The organism is Pseudomonas sp. MPDS, assembly GCF_013283895.1.
In the GTDB taxonomy this organism is placed as follows: domain Bacteria; phylum Pseudomonadota; class Gammaproteobacteria; order Pseudomonadales; family Pseudomonadaceae; genus Aquipseudomonas; species Aquipseudomonas rhizophila.
The window spans coordinates 4,980,943-5,006,799 of record NZ_CP054128.1; the positions used below are offsets into that span (position 1 = coordinate 4,980,943).

Annotated in this window: 20 protein-coding genes; 9 read left to right on the forward strand and 11 right to left on the reverse strand. The window is 61.1% G+C overall.

Annotated features, from left to right (window positions below; translation table 11 throughout):
- Positions 1–106 precede the first annotated feature (106 nt).
- The 10 genes from HQ912_RS22040 to edd all read right to left on the reverse strand — a co-directional run bounded on the left by HQ912_RS22040 (position 107) and on the right by edd (position 12,767).
- Positions 107–1,453, reverse strand: coding sequence for a carbohydrate porin (locus tag HQ912_RS22040; protein WP_173407306.1), 1,347 nt, complete (start codon positions 1,451–1,453; stop codon positions 107–109).
- A gap of 144 nt (positions 1,454–1,597) precedes the next feature.
- Positions 1,598–2,758 (reverse strand): ABC transporter ATP-binding protein, encoded by a 1,161-nt coding sequence (locus HQ912_RS22045; RefSeq protein ID WP_047228359.1) that lies wholly within the window; start codon positions 2,756–2,758, stop codon positions 1,598–1,600.
- A 2-nt stretch (positions 2,759–2,760) separates the two neighbouring features.
- Positions 2,761–3,606 (reverse strand): carbohydrate ABC transporter permease, encoded by an 846-nt coding sequence (locus HQ912_RS22050; protein ID WP_047228360.1) that lies wholly within the window; start codon positions 3,604–3,606, stop codon positions 2,761–2,763.
- The gene (locus HQ912_RS22055) at positions 3,599–4,507 is read right to left on the reverse strand and encodes a carbohydrate ABC transporter permease (RefSeq protein WP_047228361.1); all 909 of its coding nucleotides are present in this window, start codon (positions 4,505–4,507) and stop codon (positions 3,599–3,601) included. The genes HQ912_RS22050 and HQ912_RS22055 overlap by 8 nt, the downstream gene beginning before the upstream one ends.
- 180 nt (positions 4,508–4,687) lie before the next feature.
- Positions 4,688–5,989 carry an ABC transporter substrate-binding protein gene (locus HQ912_RS22060; protein WP_047228362.1) on the reverse strand — a complete coding sequence of 434 codons (1,302 nt, stop codon included), beginning with the start codon at positions 5,987–5,989 and terminating at the stop codon, positions 4,688–4,690.
- Positions 5,990–6,105: 116 nt separating this feature from the next.
- Positions 6,106–7,365 (reverse strand): AGE family epimerase/isomerase, encoded by a 1,260-nt coding sequence (locus tag HQ912_RS22065; RefSeq protein ID WP_173407307.1) that lies wholly within the window; start codon positions 7,363–7,365, stop codon positions 6,106–6,108.
- Positions 7,366–7,609: 244 nt separating this feature from the next.
- Positions 7,610–9,079, reverse strand: a complete 1,470-nt coding sequence (locus tag HQ912_RS22070) for an ATP-binding protein (RefSeq protein WP_047228364.1) — start codon at positions 9,077–9,079, stop codon at positions 7,610–7,612.
- Complete coding sequence (locus HQ912_RS22075; protein WP_047228365.1) at positions 9,069–9,800, reverse strand: response regulator; 732 nt, start codon at positions 9,798–9,800, stop codon at positions 9,069–9,071. The genes HQ912_RS22070 and HQ912_RS22075 overlap by 11 nt, the downstream gene beginning before the upstream one ends.
- Before the next feature lie 184 nt (positions 9,801–9,984).
- Positions 9,985–10,944, reverse strand: a complete 960-nt coding sequence (locus HQ912_RS22080; RefSeq protein WP_047228366.1) for a glucokinase — start codon at positions 10,942–10,944, stop codon at positions 9,985–9,987.
- Complete coding sequence (gene edd, locus HQ912_RS22085; protein WP_047228367.1) at positions 10,941–12,767, reverse strand: phosphogluconate dehydratase; 1,827 nt, start codon at positions 12,765–12,767, stop codon at positions 10,941–10,943. Before edd ends, HQ912_RS22080 begins: the two co-directional genes overlap by 4 nt.
- 219 nt (positions 12,768–12,986) lie before the next feature.
- Between edd and gap the strand changes: the two genes are divergently transcribed.
- The 7 genes from gap to HQ912_RS22120 all read left to right on the forward strand — a co-directional run bounded on the left by gap (position 12,987) and on the right by HQ912_RS22120 (position 21,168).
- Positions 12,987–13,988, forward strand: coding sequence for a type I glyceraldehyde-3-phosphate dehydrogenase (gene gap, locus HQ912_RS22090; protein WP_047228368.1), 1,002 nt, complete (start codon positions 12,987–12,989; stop codon positions 13,986–13,988).
- A gap of 171 nt (positions 13,989–14,159) precedes the next feature.
- A complete protein-coding gene (locus HQ912_RS22095; protein ID WP_047228369.1) occupies positions 14,160–14,678 on the forward strand; it encodes an RNA polymerase sigma factor in 519 nt (172 codons plus the stop codon).
- A gap of 169 nt (positions 14,679–14,847) precedes the next feature.
- Complete coding sequence (locus HQ912_RS22100; protein WP_218575611.1) at positions 14,848–15,753, forward strand: FecR family protein; 906 nt, start codon at positions 14,848–14,850, stop codon at positions 15,751–15,753.
- 118 nt (positions 15,754–15,871) lie between these two features.
- Positions 15,872–18,466 (forward strand): TonB-dependent receptor, encoded by a 2,595-nt coding sequence (locus HQ912_RS22105; RefSeq protein WP_173407308.1) that lies wholly within the window; start codon positions 15,872–15,874, stop codon positions 18,464–18,466.
- Between the two features lie 167 nt (positions 18,467–18,633).
- Positions 18,634–19,224, forward strand: a complete 591-nt coding sequence (locus tag HQ912_RS22110; RefSeq protein ID WP_139050982.1) for a biliverdin-producing heme oxygenase — start codon at positions 18,634–18,636, stop codon at positions 19,222–19,224.
- Between the two features lie 135 nt (positions 19,225–19,359).
- Positions 19,360–19,794, forward strand: a complete 435-nt coding sequence (locus HQ912_RS22115) for a YbaN family protein (RefSeq protein WP_047228373.1) — start codon at positions 19,360–19,362, stop codon at positions 19,792–19,794.
- Between the two features lie 27 nt (positions 19,795–19,821).
- Positions 19,822–21,168, forward strand: a complete 1,347-nt coding sequence (locus HQ912_RS22120; RefSeq protein ID WP_173407309.1) for a CoA transferase — start codon at positions 19,822–19,824, stop codon at positions 21,166–21,168.
- 90 nt (positions 21,169–21,258) lie between these two features.
- Here HQ912_RS22120 and arcD (HQ912_RS22125) read toward each other — a convergent pair whose 3' ends face one another.
- Entirely contained in the window at positions 21,259–22,686 is a 1,428-nt protein-coding gene (arcD, locus tag HQ912_RS22125; protein WP_047228375.1) for an arginine-ornithine antiporter, read from the reverse strand.
- A gap of 395 nt (positions 22,687–23,081) precedes the next feature.
- Here arcD (HQ912_RS22125) and arcD (HQ912_RS22130) point away from each other — a divergent pair, with 395 nt between their 5' ends.
- A complete protein-coding gene (gene arcD, locus HQ912_RS22130; RefSeq protein ID WP_047228376.1) occupies positions 23,082–24,509 on the forward strand; it encodes an arginine-ornithine antiporter in 1,428 nt (475 codons plus the stop codon).
- A gap of 31 nt (positions 24,510–24,540) precedes the next feature.
- Positions 24,541–25,797: an arginine deiminase gene (gene arcA, locus HQ912_RS22135; RefSeq protein ID WP_107321619.1), complete on the forward strand. Its 1,257-nt coding sequence runs from the start codon at positions 24,541–24,543 to the stop codon at positions 25,795–25,797.
- Positions 25,798–25,857 lie beyond the last annotated feature (60 nt).

Sequence of the window (25,857 nt, forward strand, 5' to 3'; positions counted from 1 at the left end):
CCTCGCCACAAGCCCAGCGTCAACCAAGCACACTCCGCAAAAAAAAGCGGACAGCCTTGGCCATCCGCAAATATGCGCACATAGAGAGGAGCTTATCGCAACAGCGTTAGAACACCGACTGAATTTTCAGACCGGCGACCAGCGCGTCGTCGACTTCATTCACACCACCCGGATGAGTGATGTATTGCAGGTTAGGGCGTACGGTCAGCCAGTTGGTCACGTGGAAACCGTAGTTGATTTCGTAGTTGTATTCGGTGCCACGCAACGGCGAGAACAACGGATCGTCGTAGTCGCTGACACCATTGGCCGCGTTGACCAGCTCGGCGTTTTTCTTCACATCTTCGTTGACATGGATGCGGGAAAAACCAATCCCGACGTCATCTTTAGGACGCGCATTGAACGGCCCCTTGTACACGAACATCAGCGACTGGTAGTTGTCGACGACGTTGGTTTCCTTGTCATGGAAGGTGGCGTTGGCCGCAATGTTCAGACCGCGCGATGCATCACCGTTGTGGGTGGTGAGCTGTTGCTGCACCACGAACCAGTAGCCATCCTTGCTGCTGTGGCTGCGGTAGGCGTTACCGGTTGTCGCGGCATCCTGGCCATTGTCGTCTTCGCGCACGTCGTCAGCCTTGGCCGTACTTTTGTAGTAACCGATACGGTATTCGCCTGGCAGGCCATTGAGCTTGGGCGACCAGACCAACTCGACAGGAATGAGCGTGCCCTTGGTGCCACTGCCGCTGAGCTTGTAGCGGTTTCCGTTTTCCAGCTGCGAAGGGTTCTGGTTGTAAGCACCGATCTGCGCATAGAGTTCGGGCGTGAGGTTGTACTTGACGCGAATCGCCGCCTGCATGATCGGCCAGTTGTACCAGATGCCGGTTGCCCAGTTACCCGCTTGCGAACCGCAGAACGCCAGATTCTGGAACTCGCACGGGAAACTGTTGAAATCTTCACCGACCCCGTAATAACCGGCTTTGACATCCAGCTTACTGTCGAAATACTGCTGCTTGATCCACAACTGCGTCAGACGGGTGGTTTGCCCACGGCCCCAGACTTCCTGGGAAGAGCTGAGGGTGCCGGCACGTGGATCACCGATACGGTCGTTGGAGATGTTGCGACCGTCACGGCGAGTGAATTGAATCTTGGCCGTGGTATCACCCCAACCTGCCAGTTTCTCCAGGTCGAGGGCTACACCCAAGCCAAACTGCTGGGACCAACGCGCAGTCTTGTCATCGTTGTAACCGCCGTCGAGATTGGCCCCCATCTCACCGACGAAATCAGCCTTGATATCGATACCTTGCTCGATCAGCCTGGTCCGCTCGCCACCCCAGTCGCCCGTCATCCACTGCGAATCGGCGCTGAAAGCCTCGGCCGCGTGCGCACTACCGGCCAGCATCATCGCCGCAACAGCGGACAATTGGCAGACACGCCGGGCGTTGTTGTTCTTCTTCATCCCTACATCCTCGTCTTTATTGTTATTAACTGTTTTTATCTAACGCGGTTTACAACGATTGCGGCGAATGGTCCCCCACTCACCGCATACTCCCTTGTGGGAGAGAGCTTGTTTGGGAGCAAAGCCCCCTCCCCCATTTGTTCTTCATCGGCCTTTGAACTGCGCTACGTTTGCGGTCCGGGCATCTGTCTGCACCTGGCCGGCCACGCCCAGGCGTTCGCCGGACTTGGCGTCGAACAGCAGCACTTTCGAAGGATCGAATTGCAGCGTCAGGGTCTCCCCCACCTGCGGCGCCACGTCCGGCGCCAGGCGGCAGCAGACCTTGGTGTCGTTCAGGTTGACGAACACCAGCGTGTCCGGTCCGGTGGGTTCGGTGACCTGGACTTCGGCGCGAATGGTCGGCAAACCATTGGGCTCGTTGCCCGCCAGCATGATCTGTTCCGGGCGCAGGCCGAGGATCACTTCACGGTCTTCCAGACCCGCATCCTGCATGCCCATCGGCAGCTCGCAACGAGCCTGGCCGCTGTCGAGCAAGGCCAGCAGACGGCCGTCCTTGCGTTGCAGGCGCAGGGGGATGAAGTTCATCGGTGGCGAACCGATGAAGCTCGCCACGAACAGGTTGGCCGGGTTGGTGTAGATGTCTTTCGGCGTGCCGAACTGCTGGATGATGCCGTCCTTCATCACCGCCACTTTGTCGCCCAGGGTCATGGCTTCGATCTGGTCGTGGGTGACGTAGACCGTGGTGGTCTTCAGGCGCTGGTGCATCAGTTTCATTTCAGTGCGCATCTCGACCCGCAGCTTGGCGTCGAGGTTGGACAGCGGTTCGTCGAACAGGTAGATCTTCGGCCGCCGCGCCAGCGCCCGGCCCATGGCCACGCGCTGTTGCTGGCCACCGGACAACTGGCCGGGCTTGCGGTTGAGCAGGTGTTCGATCTGCAACAGCTTGGCCACGCGGGTGACTTCTTCGTCGATGGCCGGCTGGCTCATCTTGCGAATCTTCAGACCGAACTCGATGTTCTCCCGCACGCTCATGGTCGGGTACAGCGCGTAGGACTGGAACACCATGGCGATGTCGCGATCCTTCGGACTCATGCCGCTGACATCCTGGTCACCGATCATGATCGCGCCGCCGGTAATGGTTTCAAGGCCGGCGATGCAGTTCATCAGCGTCGACTTGCCGCAGCCCGAAGGGCCGACGAGGATCAGGAACTCACCGTCCTTGATCGACAACTCGATGTTCTTCAGGGTGTCCGGCAGGCCGGCACCATAGGTCTTGTTTACATTGCGAAGTTCGAGCGTTGCCATGATTACCCCTTGACTGCGCCGGCCGTCAGACCGCGCACGAAATACTTGCCTGCCACTACATAGACCAGCAGGGTCGGCAGCCCGGCGATCATCGCCGCCGCCATATCAACGTTGTATTCCTTGGCCCCGGTACTGGTGTTGACCAAGTTGTTCAGCGCCACCGTGATGGGCTGCGAATCGCCGCTGGAGAACACCACGCCGAACAGGAAGTCGTTCCAGATCTGGGTGAACTGCCAGATCAGGCAGACCATGATGATCGGGGTGGACATCGGCAGGATGATCCGCCGGAAGATGGTGAAGAAACCCGCACCGTCCAGTCGCGCCGCTTTCACCAGCGCATCGGGAATGCTCACGTAGTAGTTACGGAAAAACAGCGTGGTGAACGCCAGGCCGTAGACCACATGTATGAACACCAGCCCCGTGGTGGTACTGGCCAGGCCCATCTTGCCGAGCGTGAACGAAGCCGGCAGCAGGACGGTCTGGAACGGCAGGAAGCAGCCGAACAGCAGCAGGCCGAAGAACAACTGCGAACCGCGAAAGCGCCACATCGACAACACGTAGCCGTTCAATGCACCGATCGCGGTGGAGATCAGCACCGCCGGGACGGTAATCTTGATCGAGTTCCAGAAATATCCGTCAACCGTGGCCCAGGCCTTGACCCAGCCGATGCCGGTGACCACGGTCGGCCAGCTCAGCAGGTTGCCGGTGCTGATGTCTTCCGGGGTCTTGAAGCTGGTCAACAGCATGACTACCAGCGGCACCAGGTAAAGCAATACGGCAAGGATCAGTACCGCGTAGATCGCGATGCGACTCAGGCTGATGGAAGGTTTGGCAGCGAGACTAGTCATGACGCTTGGTCCTCAGCTCGGAGTACAGGTAAGGCACGATGATTGCGAGAATCGCACCGAGCATCAGAATCGCACTGGCCGAGCCCATGCCCATCTGGCCGCGACTGAATGTGAAGGAGTACATGAACATGGCAGGCAGGTCAGAGGAGTAACCCGGGCCGCCGGCTGTCATCGCCGCCACCAGGTCAAAGCTCTTGATCGCGATGTGCGCCAGGATCATTACGGCGCTGAAGAACACCGGACGCAGGCTCGGCAGCACCACTTTCCAGTAGATGCGCGGCATGCTCGCGCCATCGATCTGCGCAGCCCGGATGATCGATTGATCCACCCCACGCAGGCCGGCCAGGAACATCGCCATGATGAAACCCGAGGCCTGCCACACTGCGGCGATCACCAGGCAATACACCACACGGTCCGGGTCGATCAGCCAGTCCAGGCGAAAACCTTCCCAGCCCCAGTCACGCAACAATTTGTCCAGGCCCATGCCCGGGTTGAGCAACCACTTCCAGGCCGTACCGGTGACGATCATCGAGAGCGCCATCGGATACAGGTAAATGGTGCGGATGAAACCTTCACGACGAATGCGCTGGTCAAGAAACACCGCCAGCAGCACGCCGATCACCAGGGTGATGCCGATGAACATGCCGCCAAAGAGCGCCAGGTTCTTGCTCGCCACCCACCAGCGGTCGTTGTCCCACAGCCGCGCGTATTGCGCCAGGCCCGCCCACTTGTAGTTCGGCAGAAAGGTCGAGGTGGTGAACGACAGAACAAACGTCCACAAGATATAACCGTAGAAGCCCACCAGAACGATGAACATGCTCGGCGCCAGCACCAGTTTTGGGAGCCAGCGCTGCAATGCATCGAACGGCGAGGCCTTGCTGAACACAGCAACAGAACTCATGGGAAGATCCAGTACTTGAGAAAAAGACTACTCGCATCCCTTGTGGGAGCGGGCTTGTGTGGGAGCTGAGCTTGCTCGCGATGAAGGCGCTACGGTCTTTCGAATGACCGCGTTATCGTTCATCGCGAGCAAGCTTTGCTCCCACAGGCTCGCTCCCACAGGGGGTCGCGGTGCTAACGGTTACTTGGCAGACTGAACCGCTGCGCCAAGTTTCTTGGCGGCGTCGGCTGGGTCGGCTTTCGGGTCGTTGATGAAGTTGGTCACCACGTCAAAGAACGCGCCCTGTACTGCCAACGTGGTCGCCATGTTGTGCGCCATGCTCGGCTGCAGGCCGCCGGACTTGGCGTCCGCCAGGAAGTCCTTGGCAGCGGTCTGGGCGCAGGAATCGAAACCGTACTTGGCCATGTCGGCCAGCATGTCGTTGCGCACCGGGATCGAACCCTTGTTGATGCTGAAGACTTTCTGGAAGTTCTCACCCAGCACGACCTTGGCGATGTCCTTCTGACCGGCCGCGGTGCCTTCGTCTTTCTGCTTGAACACCGCCAGGGAGTCGATGTTGTAGGTGAAGGCCTTGTCGGTCCCCGGGAAAGCTACGCACTCGTAGTCCTTGCCGGCGACTTTCTTCGCGGCGGTCCATTCGCTCTTGGCCCAGTCACCCATGATCTGCATGCCGGCCTTGCCGTTGATGACCTTGGCCGCTTCCAGGTTCCAGTCCTGCCCCTTGCCGTCCACGTCCATGTAGGTCGCGACTTTCTTGAGCTCGGTCAACGCCTTGACCATGTCTGGACCGGTCAGGGCTTTGTTGTCCAGATCGACCAGGGCTTTCTTGTAGCCATCGACGCCCATGACCGAGAGCACCACGGCTTCGAACACCGTGCTGTCCTGCCAAGGCTGGCCGCCGTGGGCCAGCGCAATGAAGCCTGCTGCCTTGAGCTTGTCGCCGGCGGCGTAGAATTCTTCGAGGGTGGTGGGGTTTTTGGTGATGCCGGCTTTCTTGAAGACTTCCGGGTTGATCCACAGCCAGTTGACGCGGTGGATGTTCACCGGCACGGCAACGTAGTCACCTTCGTACTTCACGGTATCGGAGACTTTCTTGTCGAGCAGGCTGTCCCACTTCTCTTCTTTGGCAACGTCTTTCAGGACGTCGGTGTCGAGCAGTCCGGTAGACGCCCACTCCTGGATGTCCGGGCCTTTGATCTGGGCCACACCCGGTGGGTTACCGGCCACGGCACGACTCTTGAGCACGGTCATGGCAGTTGAGCCGCCACCACCGGCAACAGCGCCATCCTTCCAGGTAAAGCCGTCTTTCTCTACCTGGGCCTTGAGCACATCGACCGCGGCTTTTTCGCCACCGGACGTCCACCAGTGAACGACTTCCACGCTGCCTTTGGATTCGGCGGCAAGGGCGCTGACAGGGAATGCTGCGACGGGAAGCAGGGAAGCAAGAGAAATGACAGTAGCGAGGCGAGAAATCGCATTCATCTAGAAGTACCTTTCTTGTTGTTATGCATGCAAGTCTGGTGCTTGCGCTGCATGGATTCTAAACAGGGGAAATCCCTTCGCAGGTAACGAAGGGACGCGTAAATGTCACGGCATGGTTACACAGGCGCAGGACTGGAGAGTTTCGCCAACGCCGTCGCCATGCTGGGGGCGAGGGGCAAACGCGGGATCAGCACGGCCTGCCAGGCGTGATACAGGTCCGGCTTGCCCCGCCAGATGTCGGCGCTGGGGCGGTTTTGCGGATCGAGCTCGTGGTGCCAGCTGCCGTTGCAACGGTCGATGAAATGTTTGTCACAAAACTCCCAGAACCGCCGGTACCAGGCTTCGTATTGCGCCTCGTCGGTACGTTTGAGCAAGGCACTGGCGGCGGCTGCTGCTTCGGCATGCACCCAATGCAGGCGATGACGAACTACCGCGCGATTGTCCCAGTCCAGGGTGTAGACAAGGCCTGGGGCGCCGTCGACCTCCCAACCGTGGCGGCAATTCTGGTCAAAAAGTTTCTGCGCATCCTGGGCCAGCCAGCCCGGGGTCAACATGCCAATCTGCACCCGTGCAGCCTCAAGGTGCAACAGCAGCCGCGCCCATTCGAAACCATGGCCGGGCGTGGTGCCGTAAGGGCGAAAACCGTCGGCGGGGTTGTCGTGGTTGTACTCGCGAAGCGGCTGCCAGTGACGATCGAAGTGTTCCACCACCAGGTAGTCATTGGAGGCGGCGTGGCCGTGGATTACCCGCTCAACGATACGCAGCGCGCGAACCAGCCAGCGGGGCTCGTCCGTGGCATCGGCCAGGGCCAGGAAGGCTTCGGTGGCGTGCATGTTGCTGTTGGCGCCGCGATAGGCTTCTTCGTCGCTCCAGTCGCGGTTGAAGGACTCGCGCAAGGCGCCCTCCTCTTCGCTCCAGAAGTGCGCATCGATCACCCGCACGGCTTCATCCAGCAACGCCTGGGCGCCAGGACGTTGGGCCACCACCGCGGAACTGGCCGCCAAGGCGACAAATGCGTGCAGGTAGGCGGCCTTGCCGGTGTCGTTCTCATGGGGTTGCGCCGTGGCGAACCAGCCGCCGTGCTCGGCGTCCCGCAGAGGGCCGCTGAGGGCCTGGACACCGTGGTCCACCAGCTCGGAGAACCCCGGCAGCCCCTGGATATGGGCCATGGCGAAGCTATGGGTCATGCGTGCGGTGTTCATGGTTTCAGCCCGGGCATCGTCCGGCAGGCGACCCTGCTCGTCCAGGTTGCCAAAGCCGTCCGGCAGCTTCGAAGCCTTGGCGAACGCCAGCAGACGCAAGCCTTCGGCGGCAAGCCATTGCTGGTGGGCAGGCGCATTCAGCCAACTGCTGAAGGCCGGTTGGAAGGTGTCCATGGGAGTACCTTTTTTTGTTGTTTTGACGCAGGGAGTCTAAACAAGGGATGGCGGGCGGCAGGTAACGAAAGGGGCGAGTTATGTCACCGACTTGTGACATTCACTTGAGCGATGTGCTGAAGCTGACGGCGTCATCGCGAGCAGGCTCGCTCCCACATTGGCGCCAGGGAATAAACAATTTTTGTGGTCACCACCGAGCCCTGTGGGAGCGAGCCTGCTCGCGATCAACGAGAACGCGGTCCGGCTAATCCACACTGCGAGGCAACTGCAACGTCACCCGCAACCCACCCTCGCGCAGGTTCTGCAGGCTGACTTCGCCGCCATGGCTATGGGCGATGTTGCGGGCGATGCCCAGGCCCAGGCCATAGCCCTGCTGCTGCCCGGCCAGGCGAAAGTGCGGTTCGAAGACTTGCTCCAGACGTTGCTCCGGCACACCTGGCCCCTCGTCGTCGACGTGCAGGATGAACGCGGTGTCATCGTCATCGATGTGCAAATGGGCGTTTTGCCCGTACTTCAGCGCATTGTCGATCAGGTTACCGATGCAGCGCTTGAGGGCCAGCGGCTTGCCAGGATACGGCGCCAACGCGCGGCCATCCTGGGTCACCCGACCATTGCCATTGGGCGCCAGGTACGGCTCGACCAGGCAATCGAGCACATGGTTGAGGTCCACCGGCTCGATGTTTTCGTGAATGTCGGTGTCCTTGACGCATTGCAACGCACCTTTGACCAATAACTCCAGCTCGTCCAGGTCGCGGCCGAACTTGGCCTGCAGGTTTTCGTCCTCCAACAGTTCGACCCGCAAGCGCAGCCGCGTGATCGGCGTGCGCAAGTCATGGGAAATCGCGCTGAACAATTGGCTGCGTTCGGTCAGGTAACGGCTGATGCGTTCACGCATGGCATTGAATGCCCTGCCCACTTCCACCACTTCGCTGCCGCCGCCTTCAGCTACCGGTTCCACTTCGGCGCCCAGGGACATGTCGCGTGCCGCGCGGGCCAGGCGTTTGAGGGGCCGGCTCTGCCAATGCACCAGCAAACCGATGAACAGCAACAACAGGCTGCTGGTCAGCACGATGAAACCGACCTGCTGCGTCGGCAGGCTCTGCTCTTCAAGACTGGTGTAGGGCTCTGGGAGCAGCGAAGCGATGTACAGCCATTCGCCCGGCGCCATCTGGATTTGCGTGACCAGCACCGGCGGGTTCACCGGTTCCAGGGTCAAGGCGTAGTGGGCCCAGGAGCGCGGCAATTCATCAAGCTTCAGGCCGCCGTTGAAAATCCGCAGGTCTTCGGGGCTGACAAACTTCACCGAGATATCGGCGCTGTTGCCCAGGGACTTTCGCAGTACGTCGTCCACCGCCTTGAGCACCGCCAGCTTGCGCGGCGTAACCGGCAGCACGTCCATGCCCAGGGGTTTGTCGTTGAGCGTGACGACAAACCGCGTGCCGCCCATGCTGCGCAATTGATCCAGCACCAATGGCCGGTAAGCCACCGGCAACGAGCGCAGATAGCTGACACTGGCGGTCATCGAATGGGCCAGGCTACGGGCGCTGGTGACCAGGCCTTCGAGCTGGGTGGCGCGCAGTTGCGAGACCCAGATCAGGCTGGACAAGGTCTGGGCGAACAGCACCACCAGCAGGGTCAGCAGCAGCATTCTTCCAAGCAACGAACGCGGCACCGGCACCCGGCGGGCTATTTTCTTGATCCAATCAATGACCATTGCTGGCAATCACACTGGCCGCCAGTTGATAACCACTGCCGCGCACCGTGCGGATCAACCGTGGTGGCTTGTCGGTGTCACGCAGGCGCTGGCGCAGACGACTGACCGCCATGTCGACGATTCGGTCCAGGGGCATCAACTCCCGACCGCGAGTGGCGTTGCCAATGGTGTCGCGGTCGAGGATTTCCTGGGGATGGTCAAGAAACAGCTTGAGCAAGGCGAAATCGGCGCCGGAGAGGATCACTTCTTCGCCGTCGGTGTGGAACAGTCGATGGCTGACCATGTCCAGCCGCCACTCGTCGAAGGCCAACACTTCGCCGCCGGAGCGTTCCTGGCCAAACTGCGCACGACGCAACAGCGCCTTGATGCGCGCCTGGAGTTCACGCGGACTGAAAGGTTTGCCCAGATAATCATCGGCCCCCAGCTCAAGGCCGATAACCCGGTCGGCCTCGTCGGAACTGGCCGTGAGCATGATGATCGGTACGTGGGCCTGGCGCGGGTGCTGACGAACCCAGCGGCAAAGGCTGAAGCCGTCCTCGTCAGGCAACATCACGTCGAGGATCACCAGATCGCTGGCTGCTTCGTTAAGTGCCTGGCGAAACCCGGCGCCATCAGGGGTAGTACGTACCTGAAAACCCGCGCGACTGAGGTAAGTGTCCAGCAGTTCGCGAATCTCCTGGTCGTCGTCGACCAACAAAATCGATTTGTTCACTGAACTCACAGGGCCTCGTCCTTGTTGTTTGGGTTGGGCGGATTATGCCTGAAGGACGGAATCTACAAACACTGCAAAACCTTGTGGGAGCGAGCCTGCTCGCGATAGCAGTGTTTCAGTCGCCACGAATGTTGGCTGATACACCGCTATCGCGAGCAGGCTCGCTCCCACAGGGGGAGGCCACACTTCAACTTTAAACCGGGTTCGACTGCTCCAACGCCACACCCGCGCCCATCAGCCCGGAATACGGCGCCGTCACCAGCCAGACTGGAATACCCTTGAAATAATCGCTCATGCAGCCCTTGTCGGCGAAGCAACGGGCGAAACCGCTTTCAAGGAAAAAATCGGCGAATCGCGGGACCACCCCGCCGACGATGTATACACCGCCACGCCCACCCACCGTCAGCACATTGTTACCGGCCACTCGCCCCAGCCAGCGGCAGAATTGCTCAAGTACTTCCAGGGCAATGGGGTCTCCGGCCAGACCGGCGGCGGTGATGGATTCGGGCGTGTCGAGCACCGGCGTATGGCCATCCACCGCGCAGATGGCGCGGTACACCCGAGGTAACCCACTGCCGCTCAGGGCGGTTTCGGCACTGACATGACCGATCTCGTTGTAGATGTGCTGCCACAGTTGGGTTTCCCGCGGGCTGCTCATGGGCAGGTCGACATGGCCCCCCTCCCCCGGCAATGCCGCGAAACGACCGCCGCCCAAATCCAGCAACGTGCCCACACCCAGCCCGGTGCCAGGACCGATCACCACCGCCGGACGCAACGGCTCCGGCGTGCCCTCGCAGACAACCCGGTATTCATCGGGACGCAAGCACGTCATGCCCAGGGCCATGGCCGAAAAGTCATTGACCAGCAGCAGCTTCTCGACCTCAAGGGTCTTGCAAAAGGCCAGATTGCTCAGGCGCCAGTGATTGTTGGTGAAGCGAAACTCATCGCCGCTGACCGGCCCCGCCACGGACAGGCACACCGAACCGATCGAACCCGGCTTCAGGCCCACGCCGCTCAGGTAAACCTTGATGGCATCTTCGGGGCAGGCGTAATCCGCGGTCGCCAGCACCTGGATATTTTCCAGGTTGTGGTTCTTCCACAAGGCGAACCGGGCGTTGGTCCCACCGATGTCACCGACCAAAGCCAGTTTCAATTAAGCGTCTCCAGGGCAGAAGTGAAGGCGCTGGCGCCCTGCTCTGCCGAGCTGAAGGCCATGCGCATGAAACCAAACAGCTCGCGACCGGTGCCAATGTTGTTGCCTAACAAGCCCTTGGCCGGTGTGCGTGCGGCGAATTCCTCGGCGTCCACCTTCAACTCCAAGGTGCCTTTGACGCCATCGACGCGGATGATATCGCCCTCCTGCACGCGGGCCAATGCGCCGCCGACGTAGGCTTCGGGGCTGACGTGGATAGCCGCCGGAATTTTCCCCGACGCGCCGGACATGCGTCCGTCCGTCACCAACGCCACTTTGAAACCGCGATCCTGCAATACACCGAGGAACGGTGTCATCTTGTGCAGCTCCGGCATGCCATTGGAGCGCGGGCCCTGGAAGCGCATCACCGCGACAAAATCTTTCTCCAGCAGGCCGGCCTTGAACGCATCGGCCAGGTCCTGTTGATCCTGAAAGACCATGGCCGGGGCTTCGACGACCTGGTTTTCCAGGGCCACCGCCGAGACTTTCATCACGCCGCGCCCCAGGTTGCCTTCCATCACCCGCAACCCGCCCTCGGCCGAGAACGCGCGGGCCACCGGGCGCAGGATGTTTTCATCGAGGCTTTCGATCGGGCCTTCGCGCCATACCAGTTCGCCGTCTTCGAGAAACGGTTCCTGGGTGTAGCGGCTCAGGCCGTGACCCAGCACGGTGTTGACGTTTTCGTGGAGCAAGCCGGCTTCCAGCAATTCGCGGATCAGGAACGACATGCCGCCCGCCGCCTGGAAGTGGTTGATGTCGGCCTTGCCGTTCGGATAGACGTGACTCAGGGTCGGCACCACCTCGGAGAGGTCGGCCATGTCCTGCCAGGTCAGCTGGATGCCTGCGGCCATGGCAATGGCTGGCATGTGCAAGGTGTGATTGGTGGAACCGCCGGTGGCGTGCAGCGCGACAACGGAATTGACCAGCGACCGCTCGTCGACGATTTCGCCGATGGGCATGAAGTTGCCGCTCTGCTTGGTCAGGCGCGTGACCTGGAACGCCGCTTCGCGAGTCAGCGCATCACGCAACGGCGTGTTCGGGTTGACGAACGAGGCACCCGGCAAGTGCAGGCCCATCACTTCCATCAACAACTGGTTGGTGTTGGCCGTGCCGTAGAAGGTGCAGGTGCCGGGGCTGTGGTAGGACTTCATCTCCGACTCCAGCAGTTCCTCGCGGGTGGCCTTGCCCTCGGCATAGCGCTGACGCACATCGGCTTTCTGCTTATTGGAAATGCCCGAGACCATGGGCCCACCTGGCACGAAAATCGTCGGCAAATGACCGAAACGCAGCGCGCCCATCATCAGGCCTGGCACGATCTTGTCGCAGATGCCGAGCATCAGTGCGCCGTCGAACATGTTGTGGGACAACGCCACCGCCGTCGACAGCGCGATCACTTCGCGGCTCGGCAGGCTCAGTTCCATCCCCGCCTCACCTTGGGTCACGCCATCGCACATGGCCGGCGTGCCACCGGCAAACTGGCCGACCGAGCCGATCTCGCGCAAGGCTTTCTTGATCTGTTCCGGGAAGGTTTCGTAGGGCTGGTGGGCCGAGAGCATGTCGTTGTAGGAAGACACGATGGCGATGTTGGCGGCGTTCATCATCCGCAGGTGATGCTTGTCTTCGGTGCCGCAACCGGCCACGCCGTGGGCGAAGTTGGCGCATTGCAACTTACCGCGCATCGGACCGTCGCTGGCTGCACCGCGGATCAATGCAAGGTAAGCCTGACGCGTGGCGCGGCTGCGGGCGATAAGCCGTTCGGTGACCTCAAGTACGCGGGGATGCATGTGTAGAACTCCAGGCTAACGGGTGTGGCGACCTGATTGTCTATGCTGGTCAAAACCCCGCCACGCATTGGGCGACAGCGGATTTCTTGACCATTCGGACCAGTTGATTCAGGTCACTCGTTGTAGATAAAACAAAATATTGCCACTAAAAAGGCTTGTTTTCTATTTTTATGCGAATAATCTTGTAATTCCAACAACAAATCGACGGCGGCGCAGTTAATGACTCTTCGAATCGCAATCAATGGTTTTGGCCGCATCGGCCGCAACGTCCTCCGTGCACTGTATACCCAAGGTTATCGTCGCGACTTGCAGATCGTCGCCATCAACGACCTGGGCGACAGCGCAATCAATGCTCATCTGCTCAAGTTCGACACGGTTCACGGCACCTTCGATGCCGACGTGCAGCACGATCACGAAAGCCTGACGGTCAATGGTGACCGTATCTCGGTCAGCGCCATCCGCAACCCGGCCGAACTGCCCTGGGCCGCCGAAAAAATCGACGTCGTGTTCGAATGCACCGGCTTGTTCACCGACCGAGCCAAGGCCGCCGCCCATATCAGCGCCGGCGCCCGCAAGGTGATCATTTCGGCCCCGGCCAAGGGTGCCGACGCCACCGTAGTGTATGGCGTGAACCACGACATCCTGCGCCAGTCCCACCAGATCATCTCCAACGCTTCGTGCACCACCAACTGCCTGGCCCCGGTGGCCCAGGTGCTGCACCGCGAGCTGGGCATCGAAAGCGGCCTGATGACCACGATCCATGCCTACACCAATGACCAGAACCTGACCGACGTCTACCACAGCGACCCATACCGCGCCCGTTCGGCCACGCAGAACATGATCCCGAGCAAGACCGGTGCCGCCGAGGCGGTGGGCCTGGTGCTGCCGGAACTGGCGGGCAAGCTGACCGGCATGGCCGTGCGCGTGCCGGTGATCAACGTGTCGCTGGTGGATTTGACCGTGCAGCTCAAGCGTGAAGCGTCGGCCGAAGAAGTCAACGAACTGCTGCGCCAGGCTAGCCAGCATTCGAAGATTCTCGGCTACAACACCCTGCCGCTGGTCTCCAGCGATTTCAACCACAACCCGCTGTCGTCGATTTTCGACGCCAACCACACCAAGGCCAGCGGCAAGCTGCTCAAGGTACTGGCCTGGTATGACAACGAATGGGGCTTCTCCAACCGCATGCTGGATAACTGCCTGGCGTTGTGTAACGCCGAGTAACTCACCGCGCAGCCGGTAATGTGGGAGCAAGCTTTGCTCCCACAGGTTTGCTTCCACAGGCCTGCTTCCCAGGCTTGCTCCCCACATGGACTCGGGGTGGTGAAATGAGGGCTTGACCCATTGACTAGATGATAAGCATTATCATCTAGTCAAATCGAATCGGGCCCTACCGTGAGTCAATCGCGCTTTCATCACGTCTTCCTTGCCCAGCGCACGCCACTGCTGCGCACCCTCCAGCGCATGGTCAACAACCCCAGCACCGCCGAAGACCTGCTTCAGGAAACCTACCTGCGTGTCACTCGCGCCTTGGGCGAGCGCACGGTCGAGCACCTCGAACCCTTCGTTTTCCAGACCGCCCGCAACCTGGCGCTGGACCACTTGCGTGCGCGGCGTATTCAGTCCCGGACCCTGCTGGACGACGTGCCGCAGGAAGTTGTCCACAACGTGGTCGCCCCCCAAAGCAGCGCCGAAGACGCGGCCCATGCCGAGCAGATGCTCGAACGCCTCAATCTCCGCCTGCAAGCGCTGAGCCCGCGACAGCAGCAGATTTTTATCCTCAGCCGGCTGCACGGTCACAGTTACCAGGACATCGCTAAACGGCTGGACGTGTCGCTGAGCACCGTGCAGAAGGAACTGAAGCTGATCATGGCGATCTGTGTGGGCGTGGCCGAACGCCTTGGTGGCGACTGAACCTGTAAGGACTTTCTCTAAGAGGCCGTCGCCGATTGCGCTGGCCTGCGACCCTGCTAGGCTTGGTCGCTGACGCTAAATAGCCGTGCAAAAGACACTGCGAGGAACCACCGTGACAGACAAACAACGTGCCCCTGAGCACGCTGCGGCGCAGGACACCGCCCATGCCATGGAACAGGCGCTGGACTGGCTCATTCTGCTGGATAACCCCAGCGAGGAGCAGACCCGGCAGTTCCAGGCCTGGCTGGCGGCCGATCCGCGCCATGGTCAGGCATTCAAGCGGGCCCAGGCGATCTGGAACGGCCCGCAAGTGATGCAAAGCGCCCGGCAACTCAAAGGCCGCCCCCAAGCCAGTGCACTGTCACGCTTGCGCGCCCATTGGAAACCCTTGGCCACCGCTGCCGTGCTGTTTCTGGGCCTGTTCAACTTCAGCGACCTGCCCCTGCGTCTGCAGGCCGATCACCTGACCGTGGTCGGTGAACGCCAGCGCCTGCAACTGGAGGATGGCTCCAAGGTCCTGCTCAACACCGACTCGGCCTTTTCCAGCACGTTCAACGACCAACGGCACATAGCTCGGTTGTACAAAGGCGAGGCGTTTTTCGAAGTCCCGGACACACGCACCCTGCCTCTGCAAATCGACGCCGGGCCGGTCATCGCCAGCGTCAGCAACACCACCTTCGCGGTGCGCTACCTCGATGGCGTGACGCAAGTGCAGGTGCAGCGCGGTGATGTGGATTTGCGGGCCACGCGTTATGACGCCCATGTCAGGCTGTCGGCCGGGGAAAGCATCCGCATCGGCCCCAACGGCTTCGACCGCCCTGCCCGGATGGATGCCAGCACCGATCTGGCGTGGGTCCAGGGACGACTGGTGTTCGAGAATCGACCGCTGAACCAGGTACTGGCCGAGCTGCGACGCTACTACCCTGGCTGGATCATCAACAACAACGAACAGTTGGCCCAGGTCGCAGTGACCGGCAATTATCGCCTCGACCAGCCGCTGGACGTGGTCCGTTCTCTGGCCCACATCACCTCTGCGCGCCTCCAGGAATTCCCGGCGCTGGTGATCCTGAACTAAATGAGAATTATTTTTACTCGATAGGCTTCGCTGGTTCGTCTCGTTATAGCCAATGCAATTGATTCGCATCCAGCGACATCATCTGCACCTATAACAGATGCGACACGGAGCGCTATCGATGTCCTCTCGCCTTACCCGCCGGTCCCTTGCCCCTGCGTGCACGCTGTCATTGCTGACCGCCGCCATCCTGATCGCCGGCACCGCGCCGACCGCCCTCGCCGCCACCACCGTGCAGCCGCCTGCGCGCAATCTTGGTGATTACACTTTTGCCATTGCCCAGCAACCGCTGGTCTCGGCACTGAATGCGTTCACCGCCGTCACGGGCTGGCAGGTCGGCTTGCCCGCAGAACTGGCCGAAGGCGTCGCGTCGCCTGGCGTCAACGGCTCGCTGCCAGCGGAAAAAGCCCTGGAGCGCCTGTTGGTGGGGACCAACCTGAGCTACCGCAAACTGGGCAACACCAGCATTGTTCTGCAAAAGCACAGCACCAGCAGCGTACTGAACCTGCAGCAGGTGACGATCAGCGCCACCCGCCAGGAACAGGACATCGTCAGCGTACCCAGCAGCGTCAGCGTCCACGACCGGCAGGAACTGGACCGCAACAACGTCAACACCCTCAAGGATCTGGTGCGCTATGAACCCGGCGTTTCAGTGGGTGGGGCAGGCCAGCGCGGCGGCATCAGCGGCTACAACATTCGCGGAATCGACGGCAACCGGGTGCTGACGCAGGTCGACGGTGTGGAAATTCCCGGGGGTTTCTTCAACGGCCCGTACGCCAAGACCCAGCGCAATTACGTGGACCCGGAAATCGTCAAGCGCGTGGAGATCCTCCGCGGCCCGGCCTCGGTGCTGTACGGCAGCAATGCCATCGGCGGCGCTGTCAGCTATTTCACCCTTGATCCGGACGACATCATCAAACCGGGTAACGACGTCGGCGCCCGCCTGAAGACCGGCTACAGCTCCGCCGACGAAAGCTGGCTCAAATCCGCCACCCTCGCAGGTCGCAGTGGGCCGTTCGACGGCCTGTTGCATTACAGCCAGCGCGACGGTCATGAAACCCAATCCTACGGCAATAACAACGGCACCGGCCTGGACCGCACCGCGGCCAACCCTGAGGACGTGCGCACCCACAATGTGCTGGCCAAGCTCGGCTGGAACTACAACGATGATTCGCGCCTGGGCCTGGTCTACGAGAAGTACAAGGATGACCGGGACACCGATCTGAAAAGTGCCTATGGCGGCCCCTACTCCGACGGCCAGCCGGCAATTCCTGACTTTGTATTGCCCGGCGGCATGTATCAGTGGCGCACCGGTAACGACACCATCAGCCGCGAACGCTTCGGCCTGGAGCACAGCTTCGCCCTCGACAGCCTGCTGGCCGACCACGTGAAGTGGAGCCTGAACCACCAGATCGCCAAGACCGACCAGAGCACCGCCGAGTTTTACTTCCCCATCACCCGCCAGGTGCTACGCACACGAGAGACCCTCTACGAAGAAAAACAGTGGGTTCTCGACGCCCAGTTGGACAAGGCCTTCAGCCTCGCCGACACCGATCACGCGCTGACCTACGGCACCACGATCAAGCAGCAGAAAGTCACCGGTTCGCGCAGTGGCAATGGCGTCTGTCTGGCCGTCGGCGTGGGTTGCTCAGCCGTCGGTGCCATCAGCACCCGGGACGTGCTGGAAAAAGCCAGCGACTTCCCGGACCCGACCATCAACACCTACAGCCTGTTCGCCCAGGATCAGATCCGTTGGAACCGATGGACTTTCACGCCGGCCCTGCGTTACGACTACACGCGGCTCAAGCCGCACCTGACCGAGGCATTCCTCAACACCGTGGACCCCACCAGCGGCGGTCAAGTCAGCGACAAGAACAAGACCTGGCATCGCGTCTCGCCCAAATTCGGCCTGACCTACGCCCTGAGCGACCAGTACACCTGGTACGGCCAGTACGCCGAAGGCTTCCGCACGCCAACCGCCAAGGCGCTGTATGGTCGCTTTGACAATCCCGGCGCCGGCTACAGCGTGGAACCCAACCCCGATCTGGAACCGGAAAAAAGCAAAAGCTATGAGACTGGCCTGCGGGGCCGTTTCGACTCCGGTTCGTTCGATGTGGCGGTGTTCTACAACAAGTATCGCGACTTCATCAACGAAGATGCGATCACGCCCGGGGCCGATGCGCTGACCTTCCAGAGCAACAACATCAAGCACGCCACCATCAAGGGCGCCGAGGTCAAGGGACGCCTGAACCTGGATCTGTTCGGCGCACCGCAAGGCCTGTACACCCAAGGCTCGGTGGCCTATGCCTACGGTCGCAATAACGACACAGGCGAGCCGATCAACAGCGTCAACCCGCTCACCGGCGTGTTCGGCCTGGGTTACGAGCAGGACCGGTTCGGCACGTTGCTCAGCTGGACCCTGGTCAAGAAAAAAGACCGCGTCGACGACAGCAACTTCAACTCGCCCGATGGCGTCAGCAGCCAGTTCAAGACCCCGGGCTTCGGCATCCTCGACCTGACCGGTTTCTACAAGGTGACCCACGACGTCACCGTCAGCGGTGGTCTCTACAACCTCACCGACAAGAAGTACTGGCTGTGGGATGACGTGCGTGGCTACGACAGCGTTGGCGAAGCAGCGGTGCTGAGCCCCGCCAACCTCGACCGTCTGACCCAGCCCGGGCGTAATTTCGCGGTCAATCTGATCTGGGATATCTGACTCGCTTGCCAGGCAAAACAAATACCTGTGGCGAGGAGCGTCATGTGGGAGCAAGGCTTGCCCGCGATGAAGGTGATGCGGTCTTCCAGGAATCGAGGCGCCTGTTCGCGAGCAAGCTTTGCTCCCACAGCCTCTCGCCACAATGTGCTCATTCGAAGGAGTTTTTCATGACTACCCAACACCCCGTTTTACGCTCCCAACGCTTGAACCAGATCACCCACGAGCCCCACAGCAGGCTCGATGCACTGGTCAAGGCCCACGCCCCGTTCGAAACCAAGGCCAACTTCGCCCGCTTCGTCGTGGCCCAGTACCTGTTCCAATCGGAACTGGTGGCGCTGTACAACGACGCCGAACTGTCCAGCCTGATCCCCGACCTGCCGGCCCGTTGCCGGGCAGAAGCGGCCAAGGCAGATCTTGCGGACCTGGACACCGACGTCCCCGCGCCAGTAGCCGGCGCGGTAAAAAATCCGACCCAGGCCGAGGCCCTGGGTTGGCTGTTTGTCTCCGAAGGCTCCAAGCTCGGTGCTGCATTTTTGATCAAGCGCGCCGTCGGCCTGGGCCTGAGCGAAACCTTCGGCGCTCGGCACCTGGCAGAACCTGCCGGCGGTCGTGCTGAAGGCTGGAAAACCTTCATCCGCACCCTCGACGGCCTGGCCTTCACTGAACAGCAGGAAGCCGAAGCGGACAAAGGCGCGCTGGATGCCTTCAATCGGTTTACGGTGTTGCTCGAGCACGCCTATGAAGCTGAACTGGCCTGAAATTCACCACCACTGCCTGTGGGAGCGAGCCTGCTCGCGATTGCGGTGTGTCAGCCTCCAATGATGGCGCCTGGCACACAGCTATCGCGAGCAGGCTCGCTCCCACAAGGAAATGCGTAGGCCTGAAAGAAGTTCATGAACTGTCCAGCCTCGAAAACCGCCCAACTACTCTTCGCCCTGCTCGCCTACACCAGCCTGGCCATCGGCCTGGTCGCCATCGTCGTGCCCGGCCTGCCGACCACCGAGTTCATCCTGTTGGCAGCCTGGGCCGCCACCCGCAGTTCACCGCGACTGAGCGCCTGGCTGGAAAGTCACCGGCTGTTCGGGCCGATGCTGCACAACTGGCGCAACGGCAAGGTCATCCCGCGCCGGACCAAGGTCGGTGCCACCGCCAGCATGCTGTTCTGCGCCGGGCTGATGCTGGTGATGCTCGACCACGGCTGGCCGGTGTATCTGGCCTTGGCCGGCATGGTCCTGGGTAACCTGTGGATCTGGTTCCGCCCGGAACAAGTGCGGGAGCTTGCTCCCGCTGGGCCGCAAAGCGGCCCCCAACGCGATTTTGAACTATGATCGCCCTCTCGTTCCGGAGGGCTTTCGATGTCAGATCTGCTCACGTCCATGCAAGCCGCGCTTGGTTTGCCCACGACCCCGATCCCCTTCACCGGCGTCGGTGCCCTGCCGTCGGCGTTCGCCGTCACGGAGCTGGCCTGCGCCAGTATTGCCGCAGCCGGCCAAGCCGCCGCCGAGCTCATCCACCAACAAACCGGCCGTCTGCCGGCCCTGGAGGTCGACCGACGGCTGGCGTCGTTCTGGTTCTCCACCTCCCTGCGCCCCATCGGCTGGAGCGTACCGCCGATGTGGGATCCGGTAGCCGGCGACTACCCAACCACCGACGGCTGGATTCGCCTGCACACCAATGCGCCGCATCATCGCCTTGCCGCGGAAAAAGTCCTCGGCACCTGCACCGACCGCGCCGACATGGCGGCCAGGGTGGCTCGCTGGAACAAGGCCGAGCTGGAGCAGGCGGTGGTCGAGGCGGGCGGTTGCGCCGCCGAGATGCGTTCATGGCAAGCGTGGCAAACCCACCCTCAAGGCTTGGCAGTCAATGCCGAGCCGCTGGTGCACCTGAGTGAAACGACTGGAGAGCAGCGCAAGCCCTGGCTCGGCTCCGTGACCCAGCCACTGGCGGGCCTCAAGGTACTGGACCTGACCCGCGTCCTGGCAGGCCCCATCGCCAGCCGGTTCCTCGCAGGCCTGGGAGCCGACGTGCTGCGCATCGACCCACCGAGCTGGAACGAGCCCGGCGTGGTGCCGGAAGTCACCCTCGGCAAACGCTGCGCCCGCCTGGATTTGCACCGAGCTGAAGATCGCGTGGCTTTCGAGGCTCTGCTCAAGGACACCGACATCCTCCTGCATGGCTACCGCGCCGACGCCCTGGAACGTTTGGGCTACGGTGCCGAACAACGCCAGCGAATCGCCCCTGGTCTGATCGATGTCAGCCTCAACGCCTACGGCTGGAGCGGCCCCTGGCAGAACCGGCGCGGCTTCGACAGCCTGGTGCAAATGAGCAGCGGCATCGCCGAAGCCGGCATGGGCTGGAAACACACAGACAAGCCAACCCCGCTGCCGGTGCAGGCCCTGGACCACGGCACCGGATACCTGATGGCCGCCAGCGCGATTGTGTTGCTGTCCCGACGATTGATGAGCGGCCAGGGCGGCTCGGCACGCTTGTCACTGGCGCGCACGGCGAAGCTGTTGATCGAACGTGGCGCGGGGGATCGGACCTCATTGCGGGCCGAGGCCGAGGATGATCAGGGACTGGTGGTCGAACAGACGCCGTGGGGACCGGCCCATCGCCTGCAGGTGCCCTTGAAAATCACCGGAACACCACTGCAATGGACCTTGCCGGCGGCGGAGTTGGGCGCGCATCGGGCCCGGTGGTGACGACCGTCCGTTGTGGCGAGGGGATTTATGTGGGAGCAAGACTTGCTCCCACATAAATCCCTCAACGCCCCCAAAAAGCTGACCTTCGCCTCAAAGCGCCAAAAACCCACTGTACAACCCATAAGCCGCCATGCCCGCCCCGGCCATCACACAGGCAAAGACCCCCTTCTCAACGTGAGTGAACAAGGGCTGCCCCTGCTCTCGCTTGGCCTGAGCGAACAGGATCACCCCGGGCGCATACAACAGCGCCGACAACAGCAGGTATTTCACGCCACCGGCATACAACAACCACACCGCGTAGCACAGGGCAACGCCACCGATGCACAGGTCTTTCATGCGCCGAGCCGAGGCCTGTTCATAGGTTTCCCCACGGGCGCACAGCAGCACCGCATAGGCCGCCGACCACAGATACGGCACCAGAATCATCGACGAGGCGAGATAGATCAGGCTGGTGTAGGTACCGGCGGAAAACAGCGTGATCAACAAAAACAGCTGGATCATGCCATTGGTCAGCCACAGCGCATTGACCGGCGCATGGTTGGCGTTTTCCCTGGTCAGGAATGCCGGCATGGTCTTGTCCCGGGCGGTGGCGTAAAGAATTTCCGCGCACAACAACGCCCAGGACAGCAGCGCGCCGAGCAGTGACACCGCCAGTCCCACACTGATCAGCAACGCGCCCCACGGCCCGACGATATGCTCCAGGACGCCGGCCAAGGATGGGTTCTGCAACTGCGCCAGTTCAGGCTGGCTCATGACCCCCAGGGACAGCACATTCACCAGCACCAGCAACGCCAACACCCCGAGGAATCCGATCACTGTCGCACGCCCTACGTCCGCGCGTTTTTCTGCCCGCGCCGAATACACACTGGCGCCTTCGATACCGATGAACACGAACACCGTGACCAGCATCATGTGCCGCACCTGGTCCATCACACTGCCCAGGTCCGGGCTCAGTGTGCCCCAGATATCGCGGGTGAAAATCTCGGCCTCGAAGGCCACCCCGGCCATTACAACGAACATCAACAGCGGCACGATCTTGGCCACGGTGGTCACCAGGTTGATGAACGCCGCTTCTCTGATGCCCCGCAGCACCAGGAAATGCACCGCCCACAGCAGCAACGATGCACAGCCGATGGCCACCGGCGTATTGCCTTGGCCGAACACCGGGAAGAAATAGCCCAAGGTACTGAACAGCAGCACGAAGTAACCGACGTTGCCCATCCAGGCGCTGATCCAGTACCCCCAGGCGGACGAAAAACCCATGTAGTCACCGAACCCGGCCTTGGCATAGGCATACACGCCCGAGTCCAGTTCCGGCTTGCGATTGGCCAGGGTCTGGAACACAAAGGCCAGGGTCAGCATGCCGACGGCGGTAATGGCCCAGCCAATGAGCACCGCTCCGACATCCGCCCGAGCCGCCATGTTTTGCGGCAGGGAAAAGATCCCTCCACCGATCATCGACCCCACCACCAATGCGATCAGGGCGCCGAGGGGTAACTTTTCGATGGGCTGCGGCATGTTCTCTCACTATTTAAATAAGTAAATAAATCGACATAACGTTTTTGAATAACGCCATCCACGAAAATTCCAAATACTTATGGACCGACCATTGTCCAATGGCATCAATTAAAAAGTCCATGTGGCAAGATTATTTTTGTCATGTCAGCAGCCTACAAAATAGTTGCGACTCATTGAAAATCAACTAGCGTGAATAATCCCGAGGGAAGGAAACTTTATATTCCCCTGCCGAACGCCCCATAGAGTGGGCCTTTCGCACAACTACAGACGCCTACGGACGCCGTTAACGCCTTCATTAACAATGGAATGTTGTCATGCACTGATCCAGATCAGCTATTCAACTTTCAAATCGACTTAGTCTGTTGATTCTCTTCTCCTGCGCTGGAGTCTCGCAAATGTCTGATACCCCCGCAAAACTTCGATTGGGTGCACTGGTCGCCCTGGTCGTCGGTTCGATGATCGGCGGCGGAATCTTTTCCTTGCCGCAAAATATGGCGGCCAGTGCCGATGTCGGCGCCGTGCTCATCGGCTGGGCCATTACCGCCGTCGGCATGCTGACCCTGGCTTTCGTATTCCAGACCCTGGCCAACCGTAAACCCGATCTGGACGGGGGTGTATATGCCTATGCCAAGGCCGGGTTCGGTGACTACATGGGCTTCTCGTCGGCCTGGGGTTACTGGATCAGCGCCTGGCTGGGCAACGTCGGTTACTTCGTGCTGTTGTTCAGCACCCTGGGCTACTTCTTCCCGGTGTTTGGCGAGGGTAATACCGTCGCGGCGGTGATCGGTGCATCAGTGCTGCTCTGGGCGGTGCATTGGCTGGTCCTGCGGGGCATCAGAGAAGCGGCGTTCATCAACTTGGTGACCACCATCGCCAAGGTGGTGCCGCTGTTGCTGTTCGTGCTGATCGCGGTGTTCGCCTTCAGGCTCGATATCTTCACCGCCGATATCTGGGGCTTGAAGAACCCGGACCTGGGCAGCGTGATGAATCAGGTGCGCAACATGATGCTGGTCACCGTGTGGGTGTTCATCGGCATTGAAGGGGCAAGCATATTTTCCGCCCGTGCCGAGAAACGCACAGACGTAGGCAAGGCGACCGTGATCGGTTTCATCACCGTGCTGCTGTTCCTGGTACTGGTGAACGTGCTGTCCCTGGGCATCATGACCCAGCCTGAACTTGCAAAGTTGCAGAACCCGTCCATGGCCGCCGTGCTGGAGCACGTCGTCGGCCATTGGGGCGCGGTACTGATCAGCGTCGGCCTGATCATCTCGCTGCTCGGTGCCCTGCTGTCCTGGGTGCTGCTGTGCGCCGAGATCATGTTCGCTGCGGCCAAGGACCACACCATGCCCGAGTTCCTGCGCCGGGAGAACGCCAACCACGTACCGGCCAACGCCCTGTGGCTGACCAATGCGATGGTCCAGCTGTTCCTGATCATCACTTTGTTCTCGGCCAGCACTTACCTGTCACTGATCTACCTCGCCACCTCGATGATCCTGGTGCCCTACCTGTGGTCGGCGGCTTACGCCGTGCTGTTGGCGGTACGCGGCGAGACCTACGAAAACGCCCTGGCCGACCGCCGCAAGGATCTGACCGTGGCGGCTATCGCCCTGATCTACGCGGTGTGGCTGCTGTATGCCGGCGGGATCAAATACCTGCTGCTCTCCGCCCTGCTCTACGCCCCCGGCGCGATCCTGTTCGCCAAGGCCAAGCGCGAGCTGGGCAAACCGATTTTCACCTCTGTCGAGAAGCTGATTTTCGCCGCAGTGATCGCAGGCGCCCTGGTGGCCGCCTATGGGCTCTACGACGGCTTCCTGACCTTGTAGCTGGCTGATTGTCTTAACTGGAGGATTTGTAATGACCACGGAAAAAGTGAAATACGGCGTTCATTCCGAAGCCGGTAAATTACGTAAAGTCATGGTGTGTTCCCCAGGCCTGGCCCATCAGCGGCTGACCCCGAACAACTGCGACGAGCTGCTTTTCGACGACGTGATCTGGGTCAACCAGGCCAAGCGCGATCATTTCGATTTCGTCACCAAGATGCGCGAGCGTGACATCGACGTGCTGGAAATGCACAACCTGCTGACCGACATCGTCGCCATCCCCGAAGCCCTGGACTGGATCCTGCAGCGCAAGATCACCGCCAACTCGGTGGGCCTGGGCCTGGTGAATGAAGTCGGTTCCTGGCTGCGCAGCCTGGAGCCACGCCATATCGCCGAATTCCTGATCGGCGGCGTCTCGGCCGATGACCTGCCGGACAGCTTCGGCGGCAAAACCATCCAGATGTTCCGCGACTTTCTCGGGCACTCAAGTTTCATCCTGCCGCCGCTGCCCAACACCCAGTTCACCCGCGACACCACTTGCTGGATCTACGGCGGCGTGACCCTGAACCCGATGTACTGGCCGGCACGCCGCCAGGAAACCCTGCTGGCGAGCGCCATCTACAAGTTCCACCCGGAGTTCACCCAGGCTGACTTCCAGATCTGGTACGGCGACCCGGACCAGGATCACGGCAACGCGACCCTCGAAGGCGGCGACGTGATGCCCATTGGCAACGGCGTCGTGCTGATTGGCATGGGCGAACGCTCGTCGCGCCAGGCCATCGGTCAACTGGCGCTGAACCTGTTCAAGCACAAGGCCGTGGAACGGGTGATCGTCGCCGGCTTGCCGAAATCCCGCGCCGCCATGCACCTGGACACCGTGTTCAGCTTCTGCGATCGCGACCTGGTGACGGTTTTCCCGGAAGTGGTGAGCCAGATCGTCGCCTTCTCCCTGCGCCCAGACGAGAGCAAGCCCGGCGGCATCGATATACGTCGCGAAGAAGGCAGCTTCCTCGACACCGTCGCCACGGCCCTCAAGCTGCCGGCGCTGCGGGTGGTGGAAACCGGCGGCAACAGCTTTGCCGCCGAACGCGAACAATGGGATGACGGCAATAACGTGGTGGCCCTGGAACCGGGCGTGGTGATCGGCTACGACCGCAACACCTACACCAACACCCTGCTGCGCAAGGCCGGGGTGGAAGTCATTACCATCAGCGCCAGCGAACTGGGCCGCGGCCGGGGCGGTGGTCACTGCATGACCTGCCCGATCATTCGCGACCCGATCGACTACTGACCTTTGAGCCTGGGCCGGTATTTACCCAATACCGGCCCAGGGGATAACCGAAACCCAAGG

Excerpts from the sequence above, each read along its gene's own strand:
- HQ912_RS22040 (WP_173407306.1), bottom strand. The coding sequence starts at position 1,453 with ATGAAGAAGAACAACAACGCCCGGCGTGTCTGCCAATTGTCCGCTGTT.
- HQ912_RS22045 (WP_047228359.1), bottom strand. The coding sequence starts at position 2,758 with ATGGCAACGCTCGAACTTCGCAATGTAAACAAGACCTATGGTGCCGGC.
- HQ912_RS22050 (WP_047228360.1), bottom strand. The coding sequence starts at position 3,606 with ATGACTAGTCTCGCTGCCAAACCTTCCATCAGCCTGAGTCGCATCGCG.
- HQ912_RS22055 (WP_047228361.1), bottom strand. The coding sequence starts at position 4,507 with ATGAGTTCTGTTGCTGTGTTCAGCAAGGCCTCGCCGTTCGATGCATTG.
- HQ912_RS22060 (WP_047228362.1), bottom strand. The coding sequence starts at position 5,989 with ATGAATGCGATTTCTCGCCTCGCTACTGTCATTTCTCTTGCTTCCCTG.
- HQ912_RS22065 (WP_173407307.1), bottom strand. The coding sequence starts at position 7,365 with ATGGACACCTTCCAACCGGCCTTCAGCAGTTGGCTGAATGCGCCTGCC.
- HQ912_RS22070 (WP_047228364.1), bottom strand. The coding sequence starts at position 9,079 with ATGGTCATTGATTGGATCAAGAAAATAGCCCGCCGGGTGCCGGTGCCG.
- edd (WP_047228367.1), bottom strand. The coding sequence starts at position 12,767 with ATGCATCCCCGCGTACTTGAGGTCACCGAACGGCTTATCGCCCGCAGC.
- gap (WP_047228368.1), top strand. The coding sequence starts at position 12,987 with ATGACTCTTCGAATCGCAATCAATGGTTTTGGCCGCATCGGCCGCAAC.
- HQ912_RS22100 (WP_218575611.1), top strand. The coding sequence starts at position 14,848 with ATGGAACAGGCGCTGGACTGGCTCATTCTGCTGGATAACCCCAGCGAG.
- HQ912_RS22105 (WP_173407308.1), top strand. The coding sequence starts at position 15,872 with ATGTCCTCTCGCCTTACCCGCCGGTCCCTTGCCCCTGCGTGCACGCTG.
- HQ912_RS22110 (WP_139050982.1), top strand. The coding sequence starts at position 18,634 with ATGACTACCCAACACCCCGTTTTACGCTCCCAACGCTTGAACCAGATC.
- HQ912_RS22115 (WP_047228373.1), top strand. The coding sequence starts at position 19,360 with ATGAACTGTCCAGCCTCGAAAACCGCCCAACTACTCTTCGCCCTGCTC.
- HQ912_RS22120 (WP_173407309.1), top strand. The coding sequence starts at position 19,822 with ATGTCAGATCTGCTCACGTCCATGCAAGCCGCGCTTGGTTTGCCCACG.
- arcD (WP_047228375.1), bottom strand. The coding sequence starts at position 22,686 with ATGCCGCAGCCCATCGAAAAGTTACCCCTCGGCGCCCTGATCGCATTG.
- arcD (WP_047228376.1), top strand. The coding sequence starts at position 23,082 with ATGTCTGATACCCCCGCAAAACTTCGATTGGGTGCACTGGTCGCCCTG.
- arcA (WP_107321619.1), top strand. The coding sequence starts at position 24,541 with ATGACCACGGAAAAAGTGAAATACGGCGTTCATTCCGAAGCCGGTAAA.